Annotated in this window: 12 protein-coding genes; 2 read left to right on the top strand and 10 right to left on the bottom strand. The window is 72.4% G+C overall.

What is annotated here, in order from left to right:
* Positions 1-67: 67 nt before the first annotated feature.
* The 10 genes from ACZ4MU_RS22430 to ACZ4MU_RS22385 are packed head-to-tail and all read right to left on the bottom strand — an operon-like array spanning position 68 to position 10,196.
* Positions 68-1,720 (bottom strand): NADH-quinone oxidoreductase subunit N, encoded by a 1,653-nt coding sequence (locus ACZ4MU_RS22430; protein WP_467879375.1) that lies wholly within the window; start codon positions 1,718-1,720, stop codon positions 68-70.
* Positions 1,717-3,270 (bottom strand): NADH-quinone oxidoreductase subunit M, encoded by a 1,554-nt coding sequence (locus ACZ4MU_RS22425; RefSeq protein ID WP_467879832.1) that lies wholly within the window; start codon positions 3,268-3,270, stop codon positions 1,717-1,719. Before ACZ4MU_RS22425 ends, ACZ4MU_RS22430 begins: the two co-directional genes overlap by 4 nt.
* A gap of 27 nt (positions 3,271-3,297) precedes the next feature.
* Positions 3,298-5,298, bottom strand: a complete 2,001-nt coding sequence (locus ACZ4MU_RS22420) for an NADH-quinone oxidoreductase subunit 5 family protein (protein ID WP_467879372.1) — start codon at positions 5,296-5,298, stop codon at positions 3,298-3,300.
* Positions 5,295-5,654, bottom strand: coding sequence for an NADH-quinone oxidoreductase subunit NuoK (nuoK, locus tag ACZ4MU_RS22415; protein WP_467879369.1), 360 nt, complete (start codon positions 5,652-5,654; stop codon positions 5,295-5,297). The genes ACZ4MU_RS22420 and nuoK overlap by 4 nt, the downstream gene beginning before the upstream one ends.
* Entirely contained in the window at positions 5,654-6,265 is a 612-nt protein-coding gene (locus ACZ4MU_RS22410; RefSeq protein ID WP_467879366.1) for an NADH-quinone oxidoreductase subunit J family protein, read from the bottom strand. The genes nuoK and ACZ4MU_RS22410 overlap by 1 nt, the downstream gene beginning before the upstream one ends.
* Positions 6,262-6,978, bottom strand: a complete 717-nt coding sequence (locus ACZ4MU_RS22405; protein WP_467879363.1) for a NuoI/complex I 23 kDa subunit family protein — start codon at positions 6,976-6,978, stop codon at positions 6,262-6,264. Before ACZ4MU_RS22405 ends, ACZ4MU_RS22410 begins: the two co-directional genes overlap by 4 nt.
* The gene (locus tag ACZ4MU_RS22400; protein ID WP_467879360.1) at positions 6,978-7,946 is read right to left on the bottom strand and encodes a complex I subunit 1/NuoH family protein; all 969 of its coding nucleotides are present in this window, start codon (positions 7,944-7,946) and stop codon (positions 6,978-6,980) included. Before ACZ4MU_RS22400 ends, ACZ4MU_RS22405 begins: the two co-directional genes overlap by 1 nt.
* Positions 7,943-9,019 carry an NADH-quinone oxidoreductase subunit C gene (locus tag ACZ4MU_RS22395; protein ID WP_467879358.1) on the bottom strand — a complete coding sequence of 359 codons (1,077 nt, stop codon included), beginning with the start codon at positions 9,017-9,019 and terminating at the stop codon, positions 7,943-7,945. Before ACZ4MU_RS22395 ends, ACZ4MU_RS22400 begins: the two co-directional genes overlap by 4 nt.
* Positions 9,016-9,807 (bottom strand): NADH-quinone oxidoreductase subunit B, encoded by a 792-nt coding sequence (locus ACZ4MU_RS22390; protein WP_467879355.1) that lies wholly within the window; start codon positions 9,805-9,807, stop codon positions 9,016-9,018. Before ACZ4MU_RS22390 ends, ACZ4MU_RS22395 begins: the two co-directional genes overlap by 4 nt.
* Complete coding sequence (locus ACZ4MU_RS22385; protein WP_190092168.1) at positions 9,798-10,196, bottom strand: NADH-quinone oxidoreductase subunit A; 399 nt, start codon at positions 10,194-10,196, stop codon at positions 9,798-9,800. The genes ACZ4MU_RS22390 and ACZ4MU_RS22385 overlap by 10 nt, the downstream gene beginning before the upstream one ends.
* A 302-nt stretch (positions 10,197-10,498) precedes the next feature.
* Here ACZ4MU_RS22385 and ACZ4MU_RS22380 point away from each other — a divergent pair, with 302 nt between their 5' ends.
* Together ACZ4MU_RS22380 and ACZ4MU_RS22375 are read left to right on the top strand one after the other, a co-directional pair.
* Positions 10,499-11,773 (top strand): sensor histidine kinase, encoded by a 1,275-nt coding sequence (locus ACZ4MU_RS22380; RefSeq protein ID WP_467879351.1) that lies wholly within the window; start codon positions 10,499-10,501, stop codon positions 11,771-11,773.
* A 252-nt stretch (positions 11,774-12,025) separates the two neighbouring features.
* On the top strand, positions 12,026-13,333 hold the full coding sequence (locus ACZ4MU_RS22375) for a sensor histidine kinase (RefSeq protein ID WP_467879830.1): 1,308 nt from the start codon (positions 12,026-12,028) through the stop codon (positions 13,331-13,333).
* Positions 13,334-13,490 lie beyond the last annotated feature (157 nt).

Raw genomic sequence — 13,490 nt, 5'->3', positions numbered from 1 at the left:
CCCCCAAGTTCAAACCCGCAGGCCGGAGCGGTGACCGCGAGGGGCCGGACGGGCCGGGGCCGACCGCTCAGAAGAGGTTGATGGACGCGAAGTGCAGGGCCATCTGGGGCATGCCCGAGAGGCCGACGCCGACGAGTGCGGTGAGCGCGATGGCGGCGGCGAGGGGGGCCGGGACGCGGGGGCGCACCGCACTCCCTCCTGCCGCACCAGCGGCGGAACCGATCACCTCGCCCGGCGCAGCACCCGCCGCCCCGGTCGCCGCGGTACCCGCCATCACAGCCTCCGCCCCCTTCAGGGGAGCCCTCTCCAGGGGAGCCTCGGCCTCCTCCGGCGCGCGGAACAGTACGGCGGTCCAGCGCAGGTAGTAGTAAAGGGCGATCACGACGTTGAGCGCCATGACGACCGCCAGCCAGCCCAGACCCGCGTCGACCGCCGTCGCGAAGACCGTCACCTTGGCGAACAGGCCGATGATGCCCGGCGGCAGACCCGCCAGGCAGAGCAGGAAGAAGCCGAGCGCGAGCGCCACCAGGGGGCGTTCGGCATAGAGGCCGCGGTAGTCGGCGAGACGGTTCAGTGGCCGGGTACGGGCGACGAGCGCGGCCACCGCGAAGGCGCCGAAGTTCACCACGGCGTACATCAGGGCGTACGCGACGGTCGCGCCGACCTGGGCGTCGCTGGAGTAGCCCGCGGCGGCGATCGGCACCAGCAGGTAGCCGGCCTGGCCGACGGAGGACCAGGCGAGCAGCCGGATCGCGCTGTACGCGCGCGTGGCCGACTGCCGCAGCGCGCCCACGTTGCCGACGGTCATGGTCAGGGCCGCGACGACGGCGAGTGCGGGGCCCCACACGTCCGCGTACGCCGGGAAGGCGATGACGGCCACCAGGATGAGGCCGGAGAAGCCGACGGCCTTGCCGACGACCGACAGGTAGGCGGCGACCGGCAGGGGCGCGCCCACGTAGGTGTCGGGGACCCAGAAGTGGAAGGGGACGGCGGCCGTCTTGAAGGCGAAGCCCACCAGGGTGAGCGCGACGCCGGTCTGGGCGACGGTGTCCAGCTGGTACGGCATGTCGGCCAGCCGGTCGGCGATCTGGGTGAGGTGCAGGGTGCCGGTCGCCGCGTACACGAAGCTGACGCCGAGCAGCATCACCGCGGTCGCGGTCACCGAGGAGAGGAAGAACTTCAGGGCCGACTCCGAGGACAGCCGGTCGCCCTGCTTGAGGCCGACGAGCGCGAAGGCGGGCAGTGACGCGACTTCCAGGGCGACGACCAGGGTGGCCAGGTCGCGGGAGGCGGGCAGCAGGGCCGCTCCGGCGGCCGAGGAGAGCAGCAGGAACCAGAACTCGCCCGCGGGCAGCTTCCGCCTGGTCTCCGTCATCGACAGCAGCGCGGTGAGCAGCGCGCCGCCCAGCACCAGGAACTGCAGCACCAGCGTGAAGCGGTCGACGGTGTAGCTGCACGCCTCGGGGTTGGCGGTGAGGCAGAAGGTGGAGCGCGGCTTCTTGTGGAGCGGGATGAGGAGGAGCAGCGCGGCGCCCAGCCCGGCGATCGCGATTCCGCCGAGCAGCGGCTTGCGCTCCCGGGGCAGGAAGAGGTCGGCGACCAGCACGATCAGCGCGACGGACGCGGTGATCACCGGCGGGGAGATCGCGAGCCAGTCGACGGACTGGACGACGCTTGCGGCGCCGGTGACGGATGCGGCGCTTGCGGCGGCCACGGTCACGACTTGCCTCCTGCGAGGAGCTTGTGGACGGCCGGATCGGTGAGGCCGAGGAGGACCGCGGGCCAGAGGCCGGCGAGGACGGTGAGGACGACCAGCGGGCTCCAGGAGGCGGCTTCGTACCCCTGGACGTCCACGAGCCGGAGCTCCTGGCGGTCGTCCGGCACGCCCATGCAGACGCGGCGGACGACGACGAGCAGATACGCGGCGGTGAGCAGCGTGCCGACGGCCGCGATGGCCATGAAGGTGAGGAAGGCGGGGCGGCTGAGGCCGTCGGCGGGGTCGAAGGCGCCGAACATGGCCAGCATTTCGCCCCAGAACCCGGCGAGGCCCGGAAGTCCGAGCGAGGCGACCGCCGCGAAGGCCAGCAGGCCGCCCAGGCGCGGGGCCCGGCCGTAGAGCGCGGCGCCGGTGGCGCCGGAGAGGGTGTCCAGGTCGGCCGTGCCGTACCGGTCCTTCAGGGCGCCGACGAGGAAGAAGAGCAGGCCGGTGATGAGGCCGTGGGCGATGTTGGCGAAGAGCGCGCCATTGACGCCGGTGGGGGTCATGCTCGCGATGCCGAGGAGCACGAAGCCCATGTGGCCGACCGAGGAGTACGCGATGAGGCGCTTCAGATCGCCCTTGTTCCCGCGCTTGGCCAGGGCCAGGCAGGCCAGCGAGCCGTAGATGATCCCGGCGACGGCGAAGGCGGCCAGATACGGGGCGAAACGGTGCATTCCATCAGGAGCGATGGGGAGCACGATCCGGACGAACCCATACGTACCCATCTTCAGCAGCACACCGGCGAGCAGCACCGAACCGACGGTCGGCGCGGCGGTGTGCGCGTCCGGCAGCCAGCTGTGCAGCGGCCACATCGGGGTCTTCACCGCGAGCCCGATCGCGATCCCCAAAACGGCGATGACCTGCACGGATGTGGTCATCCCCCGGCCGTTGTCAGTGGCGAGTGCCACCATGTCGAAGGTGCCGGTCTTCAGCCCGATCAGCAGCAGGCCGAGCAGCATGACGACGGAGCCGAGCAGGGTGTAGAGGATGAACTTCCACGCGGCCGCCTGCCGCTGGTCGCCGCCCCAGCGGGCGATCAGGAAGTACATCGGGATGAGGACCATCTCGAAGGCGAGGAAGAACAGCAGCAGGTCGAGGACGGCGAAGGTCGCGAGGGTGCCGGCCTCCAGGACGAGCAGCAGGGCGACGAAAGCGCGCGGGGACGGGCCCGCGGGCATCTTGAAGTAGCTGTAGAGCGCGCACAGGAAGGTCAGCAGCGCGGTCAGGACGAGAAGGGGGAGGGAGATGCCGTCGATGCCGAGGTGGATGCGCACGTTCAGCGTGGGAATCCACTTGATGTCCGTCGTGGCCTGCATCGTCGAGGCGTGGTCGCGGTCGAAGCCGAGCGCCAGGACGATGGCCGCGAGCAGGATAGCGCCGGTGACCGTCACGCCGTGGCGGAGCACGGCCTGCCCGGGCGACGTCCCCTTCAGTCCGGGCGGGGCGGGCAGCAGCGCCGCCACCGCGCCGAGGAGCGGGCCGACCACGATGAACGCGAGAAGGAACTGCATCACGGACGCGCTGATATCAATCACGGCTCACGATCCGGCGTTGGCGTTGGCAAGGACGACGGCGACGAGCGCCAGGACGGCGGAGCCCGCGAGCAGCGCGCTGAGATAGGTCTGCACATTGCCGGTCTGGGCCTTGCGGACGGCCCGGCCCAGCCACCGCGGCACGGCGCCCGCGCCCTGTACGTAGGTGTCGACGACCTCACGGTCCAGGAAGCGGACCAGGGAGGCGGCGGCGAGCACGGGGCGGACGAACAGCGTCCGGTAGACCGCGTCGAGGTGGAAGCCGGTGGCCGCGTGGCGGTGCAGCGGACCGAGCAGCAGACGGCCCGGGTCGGCCGGGTCCTGCGCCGAGGCGATGTCGCCGTAGGCCGGTTCGTGGCTGGCGATGGCCTCCTCCTCGACCAGGCTCCCGTCGGCCTCCGGGTGGGCGGCGACCGCGCCGATCGGGGTGCGCGCGGCGAGGGCGCTGGTGTGCCGCCAGGTGGCGTACGTGACCAGGCCGCCGACCAGGGCGACACCGGTGGAGAGCACCGAGGTGGTCAGGGCCGGGGTGAGCGCGTGGCCGTCGAACCAGTCGTCGAGGTAGCCGGTGGTCAGACCGAAGGCGAGCGAGGGGACGGCGAGCACCCACAGGACGGCGTTCATGGCGAGCGGCTGGCGGCCGTGGTCGGGGGCCGGGGCGCCCTTGCCGCGGAAGGCCATCAGCCACAGGCGGGTGGCGTACGCGGCGGTGAGCAGGGCGGTGAGCAGCCCGGCGATCAGCACGGCCCAGCCGGCGCCCTGCGGGGCGATGGCACTGTCGCCGACCGCGGTGTGCTCGGCGGCCGACAGGACGGCCTCCTTGGAGAAGAAGCCGGCGAAGGGAGGGATCGCGGAGAGCGCGAGCAGGGCGACGGTCATCGTCCAGTACGCGTCGGGGATGCGCCGGGCGAGGCCGTCCATGCGGGACATGGCGGAGAGCGAGTTGGTGCCGGCCGCGTGGATGATCACGCCGGCGGCGAGGAACAGCAGCGCCTTGAAGGCGCCGTGCGAAAGGAGGTGGAAGACGGCCGCGCCGCGGTCGCCGACGGCCAGGGCGCCGGACATGTAGCCGAGCTGGCCGATCGTCGAGTAGGCGAGGACGCGCTTGATGTCGTCCTGGGCGAGGGCGGCCAGTGCGGAGCCGACCATCGTGACGGCGGCCATCACGGCGAGCACGGTCAGCGCGGCCGCCGAGGCCGCGAAGACCGGGAGCAGCCGGGCCACGAAGTAGACACCGGCGGCGACCATCGTCGCGGCGTGGATCAGCGCGGAGACGGGGGTCGGGCCCGCCATCGCGTCGGGCAGCCAGGTGTGCAGCGGGAACTGCGCGGACTTGCCCGCCACTCCGGCGAGGAGCAGCAGCGCGATCAGCGTGGGGTGGTCGATCCCGCCGGTGAGGGCGGCCTGGACGACCCCGGTGATCCGGAACGTACCGGCGTCGGTGGCCAGCGCGAACAGACCGATCAGGAAGGGGACGTCACCGAGCTTGGTGACCAGGAAGGCCTTCAGGGAGGCGGCTCGGGCCTCGGGGGTCTCCCAGTAGTGGCCGACCAGGAAGTACGAGCAGATGCCCATGATCTCCCAGCCGACCAGCAGCACCATCAGGTCGCCCGAGTAGACGACGAGCAGCATCGCGGAGGTGAAGAGGGAGACGAGAGCGGCGTATGAGGGGTAGCGCGGGTCGTCGCGCAGATAGCCGGTCGAGTACAGCTGCACGCAGGTCGCCACCAGGCCGACCAGCACGGCGACCAGCACGGCGAAGCCGTCGAGGTGCAGGGCCAGGTCGATGGGGACGGATCCGGTCGGGGTGAGCCGCCGGGAGGCGTCGATCGACTTGCCGCCGCCCTGGTCCACGGCGACGACGACGGCGAGGACGAACGCGGCGAGCGTCGGCAGCACGGCCAGCGGGCGTACGTAACCGGGGGCGGTGCGGCCGAGCAGGAGTCCGGCGGCCGCGCCCAGGAACGGAAGGAGGGGGACGAGGACGGCGAGGGTCGTGGTGGTCACGCGGCGGCCTCAGCCTTCTGTGCCGGGGCGGCGGGGTCGTCGGGGCCGGAGCCCTCGGCGGTGTCGCGGAGCTTGTCGATGTCCGCGGTGCCCCGGTTGCGGTACACCGCCAGGACGATCGCCAGGCCGATGCCGATCTCGGCGGCGGCGATGGCGATGGTGAACAGGGTCAGCGCCTGGCCGGCGTGGAGGGTGTCGCGCAGCCAGACGTCGAAGGCGACCAGGTTGAGGTTGACGGCGTTGAGCATCAGCTCGACGGACATCAGGACGAGGATCGCGTTGCGGCGCGCGAGCACGCCGTACACACCCGTGCAGAACAGGAGGATCGCGAGGACGGCCGGATAGATCAGGTGCATCAGCGCTGCTCCTTGTCTCCGCGGGCGTCCCCGGGGGCGGCCCCGGCGGCACCGTTCGCGTCGCCGTTCTTGCGGGACATGACGATCGCGCCGACCAGGGCGGCGAGAAGGAGGACGGAGAGCGCTTCGAACGGCAGCACCCAGTGGCGGAACAGGATCGAGCCGGAGACCTTCGTCGAGCCCTGGCCGGGGCCGTCGAGGTTGATCCAGGTCGTACGGAAGGCGTCCACGACCACCCAGAGCAGGGAGCAGGCGGCGGCCAGGGCGACGAGGAGAGCGATCCACCGGTTGCCCGAGTCGGCGTCCGGGGAGCGGCCGATCGGCGCCCTGGTGAGCATCAGCCCGAAGAGGAGGAGGACGACGACGGAACCGACGTAGATCAGTACCTGCACCCAGGCGATGAACTCCGCGGTGAGCAGGAGGTACTCGACGGCGATGCCACCGAGGGCCACTACCAGCCAGAGGGCGGCGTGCACCAGCTGCTTGGTCGTGACCGTGAGGATGGCGGCGCCGAAGGTGACCAGGCCGACGAGGAGGAACGCGATCTCGACGCCGGTCGGGGAGAGGAAGCTGTGGTGCACCGGGTGGTGACCGCTGGCGAGCAGCATCATGCCCGGCCCTCCTCGTCGTCGGGGGCGGCGTCGGCGGGCGGGGTCCTGGGCGCGGCCGGGGTGCCAGCTGTGGGCGGGGTGCCGGGTGTGGCCGGGGTGCCGGGCGTGGGCGGGGCCGTCGGAGCGGCGCCGGTGGGCTCGGCGGCTGCCGCGGCCTCGGCTGCTTCCGCCGCCGCCAGCTTCTCGGCCGCCTTGCGGGCCGCCGCGATCTCCTTGGGCTCCTCGGCCCCGGGGTCCAGGGCGGGCGGGGCCGGGACGGTCCACATCCAGTCGCGGAGCTTGTCGCGCTCGTGGGTGAGCTCGTGGATGTCCGTCTCCGCGTACTCGAACTCGGGAGACCAGAACAGCGCGTCGAAAGGACACACCTCGATGCAGATACCGCAGTACATGCACAGCGAGAAGTCGATGGCGAAGCGGTCGAGGACGTTGCGGCTGCGCTCGCGGCCCCCGGGGGTGGCGGCCGGGATCGTCTCCTTGTGGGAGTCGATGTAGATGCACCAGTCGGGGCACTCACGGGCGCAGAGCATGCAGACCGTGCAGTTCTCCTCGAACAGGCCGATCACTCCGCGGCTGCGGGGCGGGAGTTCGGGCTGGACGTCCGGGTACTGCGCGGTGACCGTCTTCCTGGTCATCGTGCGGAGGGTCACGGCGAGGCCCTTGGCCAGGCCGTGACCCGGGATACGGGGACGGGCGGGCGGGAGCGGCGCAGCCATCAGTTGATCGCCACCTTCACGATGCCGGTGAGCGCGATCTGCGCGAGAGCGAGCGGGATGAGCGTGGTCCAGGCGAGCTTCTGGAGCTGGTCCTCGCGGAGCCGGGGATAGCTGACGCGGAGCCAGATGACGACGAAGGCGAGGAGCGCGGTCTTGAGGAGCGTCCACACCCAGCCGAGCCCGTCCGTGCCGAAGGGGCCGTGCCAGCCGCCCAGGAACAGGACGGTGGTGAGGCCGCACAGGACGACGATCCCGGCGTACTCGGCGAGGAGGAAGAGAGCGAAGCGCAGGCCCGTGTACTCGGTGTACGCGCCGAAGATGATCTCGGAGTCGGCGACGGGCATGTCGAAGGGAGGGCGCTGGAGTTCGGCGAGACCGGCGATGAAGAAGACCAGGGCGCCGACGATCTGCCAGGGCAGCCACCACCACTCGAAGGCGTGGAGGATGCCGGGGAGGGAGACCGTACCGGCGGCCATCGCCACGGAGGCGGCGGCGAGCAGCATCGGCAGCTCGTACGCGAGGAGCTGGGCGGCGGTGCGCAGTCCGCCGAGGAGGGAGAACTTGTTCGCCGAGGCCCAGCCGGCCATGAGCGAGCCGAGTACGCCGACGCCCATGACGGCGAGCACGAAGAAGATGCCCGCGTCGACCACCTGGCCGACGGCGCCCTCGCCCGGGCCGATGGGGATCGCGACCAGGACGAGGAGGTACGGGAGCAGGGCGACGGCGGGGGCGAGCTGGAAGACGCGGCGGTCGGCGTCGGCCGGGACCACGTCCTCCTTCTGCGCGAACTTCACGCCGTCCGCGACGAGCTGGGCCCAGCCGTGGAAGCCGCCGGCGTACATCGGGCCGAGGCGGCCCTGCATATGGGCCATGACCTTGTGCTCGGTCTGCCCGATGACGAGCGGCAGGACGAGGAACACGGCGAAGACGACGAGGAGCCGGAGGGCGACGTCGAGTACGTCGTTCACGCGGGTTCGCCTCCGGCGGGGGTGTCGGACTCGGGGTCGGGGCGGGGGCCACCGTCCGGTTCGGGGTCGGGGTGGCGGGCAGGCCCCGGTGCGGGGTCGGGGCCGGGGGCAGTGCCGGCGTCGTCGAACGCCGGGCGTGGGTTGTTCCAGGGGGCGTCCGTGCTGCGGGTGCGCGGCGGGGTGGTGGCCCCGGGCCGGGCGGACGGCTGGGCCTGGGACGCCGAGCCCTCGGACGCGCTGCGGGTGCGGCGCGGGCGGGCGGGGGGCGCCTCCGGAGTCGGGGCTCCGGTCTCGGGAGTCCCCGTCTCCGGGGTCCCCGTCTCGGGGGTCTGGGACGCTGAGCCCTGGGTGGCGCTGCGGGTGCGGCGCGGGGGCGTGGCCTCGGTCGTCGTGGGGGCGGGGGCCTGGGACGCGGAGCCCTCCGTGACCGTACGGGTGCGGCGGACCGGGCGGTCTCCGGCGGCGCGCGGGGTGCGGGCGGGGGCGGGCGGGAGCTGGCCCTTCAGGGGGCCCCACTCGTTCGGGTCGGGAACGCCAGGCGGGAGCATCTGGCGGCGCTTGGGGCCGCCGTGCTCCGACTCGCCCGGCTCCTTCGCACCCGGCCACGCCTTGGCGACCCGCGCCGCGAGGACGAAGTCCTTGCGCAGGGGGTGGCCCTCGAAGCCCTCGGGGAGGAGAAGGGGGACCAGGTTCGGGTGGCCCTCGAAGATGACGCCGAACATCTCGTGCGTCTCGCGCTCGTGCCAGGCGGCACCCGCGTACACGTCCACGGCCGAGGCCAGGACGGGGGCGGTGTGCGGCACGGTCGTACGGATGAGGAGGCGGCGGACCCGGCGGTCCGCGAGACAGACGACGTGCGCGCAGACGCGGAAGCCGGTGCCCGGCTCGTCGACGGCGCTGAGCCAGTCGAAGTACGTGCAGCCCAGCGTGGTGCGGGCGGTCTCGAGGGCGGCGGTCCAGGAGGCGGCGGGGACATCCACGGTGAGCAGGCCGTACGCCTCCTCGGCGGTGGCCTCCTCGCCGAAGATGTCCGTGACGGCGCCGGGCAGACGGTCGTACGCGGTGGTGGTCACTGCGCGGCCCCCGGGGTCGGCGTGTCACCCTCGGCGGCGCCACCGGCCCCACCAGCCCCGTCGGTCCCACCAGCCACGTCGGTCCCACGAGCCCCGCCGACACCAGGAGCACCCTCGGCGCCACTGGGTCCAGGCCCCGTAGCCCCCGGGCCCTCCGGAGCCCGCACCAGTCCGCTCGTCAGCTGCGCCGGGGACGCCTGCGTGGCGTAGCGCTCGCTCAGGGACTCGCGGGCGATCTTCTCCTGGAGCTTGAGGATGCCCTGGAGAAGCGCCTCGGGGCGCGGCGGGCAGCCGGGGACGTAGACGTCGACGGGGATGATCTGGTCGACGCCCTTGGTCACCGAGTACGAGTCCCAGTACGGGCCGCCGCAGTTGGAGCAGGCGCCGAAGGAGATGACGTACTTCGGCTCGGGCATCTGCTCGTACAGCCGCTTCACCGCCGGGGCCATCTTGTCCGTCACCGTGCCGGAGACGATCATGAGGTCGGCCTGGCGCGGGCCCGGCGCGAAGGGGATCACGCCGAGGCGGATGAAGTCGTGGCGGGCCATCGAGGCCGCGATGAACTCGATGGCGCAGCAGGCGAGTCCGAAGTTGAACACCCAGAGGCTGTAACGGCGGCCCCAGTTGAGGACCACCTTCATCGGCTCGGGTGCCAGGCGGGAGAGCACGCCCAGGCGCTGGCCCCGCACGGCCGACGCCCCGGCGGGCGCCGCCACGGGCACCGGGGCGCCGTTTTCGGCCACGGTCGGTGTGGGCAGGAACCGGGGGTCCGGAGTCGTCACGTCCATTCGAGGACGCCCTTCTTCCATGCGTAGAGCAGTCCCACGGCCAGGAAGCCGAGGAAGATGAACATCTCGACCAGCGTGGCCGCGCCGAATCCGGGGGCGGCGAAGACCGTCGCCCACGGGAAGAGGAAGATCGAGTCCACGGCGAAGATCACGTAGAGGAAGGCATAGACGTAGTAGCGCACCTGGGTGTGCGCCCAGCCCTCGCCGACGGGGTCCACTCCGCATTCGTACGTGAGCAGCTTCTCCGGCGTCGGGACCACCGGCCGCAGCAGACGTCCGGCCCCGAAGGCCACCGCGACGAAGAGCACGCCGACGACGGCGAGCAGTCCGACGACCGAATAGCTGTGGAAGTAGTCCGCGGACAGCTGGCGTACGGTCGGTTCCGGCACGTCCGCCCCTCGCTTCCTGACCTCGTTGCAGTCTGTTCGACGATCTGTACGCACGGGAGTCTAGGCCCTGCTAAGGACGGCGTAAGCAGGTGTCTCACGCAGGTTGCACACCTGCCGCCCGGGCGGCGGCGTCCGGAAGCGCACCGCGTCCGTGTCCGGAAGACGCCCCGGGGCGCGCCCCTCGCACGCGGGCGCGCGCGATCCCGCGCCGTCCCGGACGGCGCGGGGGTGGGGTTTTCCCCAGGCGAAACCGGCGTACGGACCCCATGGCGCCGGGCCGCCCGGCCCGGCAGGCTTGCTTCATGACCAGCACCTTCCAGTACGGCAAGCCACAGAACGAGCCGTACCACGAGCCGTACACCGGGCCGGACGACGGGCCGTACGACGGCGGCGTCGGCGTCGGCGACCACGAGAGGCTGCCGCCCGCGCGGTTCGCCTACAACCGGCAGACGTGGAAGGAGATCCTGCATCTCCTCACCAATCTGCCGATGGCGCTCATCGGCTTCGTCTACGTGGCCGTGCTGGTCTTCACCGGCGCCGGGCTCTCCGTCACGGTGATCGGTCTGCCGCTGCTGGCGGTCGGTCTGGTCGGCGCGCGCCAGCTGGGCAAGCTGGAACGCGCGCGGGCGCGCGCGCTGCTCGGCGTACGGATCGAGGAGCCCACGCCGATCCCGGCGCGGGCGCTGCGCCGGGGGGCGCGCGGCGGGGCCATGCGCTGGCTGTGGACGAGCCTGAAGGACCCGGTGGGCTGGCGGAACGTGCTGTATGAGTTCATCCGGCTGCCCTGGGGCGTGCTGACCTTCGCCGTGACGATGGTCAGCCTGTTCGTGGCGTGGCCGGTCCTGGGGTTCGTCGCCCGGGTGCTCACCAACGCCGACCGGGCCATGGTGCGGGGGCTGCTCTCGCCCTCGGACGAGCTGGAGCGGCGGATCGCCGAGCTGGAGTCGGACCGCGGAGTCGTCGTGGACACGGCGGCGGCGGACCTGCGCCGGATCGAGCGCGATCTGCACGACGGCGCCCAGGCCCGCCTTGTCGCCCTCGCCATGGGGCTCGGCCTCGCCAAGGAGAAGCTCCTGGAGGGCCAGGCCGACGAGACGGTGGCGGCGATGGTCGACGAGGCGCACGGCGAGGTCAAGCTCGCCCTCCAGGAGCTGCGCGACCTGGCCCGGGGCATCCACCCGGCCGTCCTCACCGACCGCGGCCTGGACGCCGCCCTGTCGTCGGTCGCCTCGCGGTGCACGGTGCCGGTACGGGTGACCGTGGACGTACGGGAGCGGCCCGCGGCGGCGATCGAGGGGATCGCGTACTTCACCGTCTCCGAGCTCCTCCAGAACGTCAGCAAGCACAGCGGGGCGCGCACGGCCTCGGTGGAGGTGTGGCGGTCGGGCGACCGGCTGCTGATCCAGGTCGAGGACGACGGGCGCGGGGGCGCCCGGATCGACGGCGGTACGGGCATGGCGGGGCTCGCCGAGCGGCTGGACGCCGTGGACGGGCTCTTCGTGCTCGACTCCCCCGCGGGCGGCCCGACGATCGTGACGGCGGAGCTGCCTTGGCGGGCTCGGGGGCCGAAGGAGTGAGGGACGGGGGGCGGGCCGGTCTGGGGGCCGGCCGGTCGGCCCGGAGGCGGTTCTGTGCCTGTCAGCCGGTCGGTCGCGCGGGCGTTCTTCGTCCGCGTGCCTGGTGGGTGCCGCGGGGTAGGGAAAACCCCCCGTTCGAGACGGTGACCCGCTCCATGGTTCGTGGGGGCCGTGGCCAGCAGACTCGTACGTACGAGAACGCGGCCACGCGTGCACCGGTGAGAGTGAAACGAAACGGATGAACCGATGATCATGGACACGGAGTACGGGCGGCGGCCTGCACGGCAGCACTTCCTTCCGCCGGCGCTGCGCGCACCGCTGGAGGCCCGGACGTTCCGTGAGTTCGGCTATCTGCTGCTCAGCCTGCCGATCAGCATCGTCATGTTCACCTGGGGCATCGTGATGCTCTCGCTGAGCGCCGGGCTGCTGGTGACGTTCCTCGGCATCCCGCTGCTCGCGGTCGGGCTGGTCGTCTGCCGGGCCTTCGGCGCGATGGAGCGGAGCCGGGCGCGGATGCTGCTCGGCGTGGACGTGCCCGCGCCGCAGCCCGTACGGGCCAAGAGCGGGATGGCGTGGGTCGGGGCGGTCCTCAAGAGCGGAGTGTCCTGGCGCCACCTGCTGTACTCGGTGCTGCACTTCCCCTGGGCGGTCTTCGCCTTCGTCGTCTCGCTGACGCTGTGGGTGAACGGGTGGGCGCTGCTGACGTATCCGCTGTGGAAGTGGGTGTTCCCGACGTACGTCGGGCAGGACGGCATCCAGCTGTACGGGGACGGGACGCACGACTTCTATCTGGACTCGCCGTTCGAGATGACCCTGACCGTGCTGGTCGGGCTGGTCCTCACGCTGGCCGTGCCGTGGTTCATCCGGGGGTTCGCGTACGTGGACCGGGGGCTGCTCTTCGGGCTGCTCGGGCCGTCGCGGCTGGAGGAGCGGGTGGTGGAGCTGGAGTCCGACCGGGGCGTGGTCGTGGACGCCTCCGCGGCGGACCTGCGGCGCATCGAGCGGGATCTGCACGACGGGGCGCAGGCGCGGCTGGTCGCCCTCGCGATGGATCTCGGGCTGGCGAAGGAGAAGCTGACCGAGGACCCGCAGGCGGCGGCGCGCATGGTGGACTCGGCGCACGGGGAGGTGAAGGTGGCGCTCCAGGAGCTGCGCGACCTGGCCCGGGGCATCCACCCGGCCGTCCTCACCGACCGTGGCCTCGACGCCGCCCTGTCGTCGGTCGCCTCCCGGTGCACGGTGCCGGTGCACGTCGAGGTGGATCTGCCCGGGCGGCCCGTGCCGGCGATCGAGGGGATCGCGTACTTCACGGTCTCCGAGCTGCTCCAGAACGTGAGCAAGCACAGTGGGGCGAACCGGGCGGGGGTCGATGTGTGGCTCGCGCAGGACCGGCTGATGGTGCAGGTCACGGACAACGGGCGGGGCGGGGCGTCGGTGTCCGGGGGGTCGGGGCTGGCGGGGCTGGCGGAACGGTTGGATGCGGTGGATGGGATTTTGGTGGTGGATTCGCCTCGCGGGGGGCCTACTGCGGTTACGGCGGAGTTGCCTTGGCGGGCGTAGGGGGTGGGAGCGGGGGTGGGGGGTGCCCCTCCCCGCCCCTTTCCTAAACCCTCCGGGGGTGGGGTGGGGGGGCTCGGGGGGGGGGGGGGCCCCCCCCCCCCCGGCGGGGGGGGGGGGCCCCCCCCCCCCCGCGCGGGGGGCGCCCCCCCCCCCCCCC

Source organism: Streptomyces sp. NPDC026377 (genome assembly GCF_055567715.1).
Note: the sequence above shows the minus strand (reverse complement) of the source record. Positions and strands in the feature narration are given on the sequence as shown.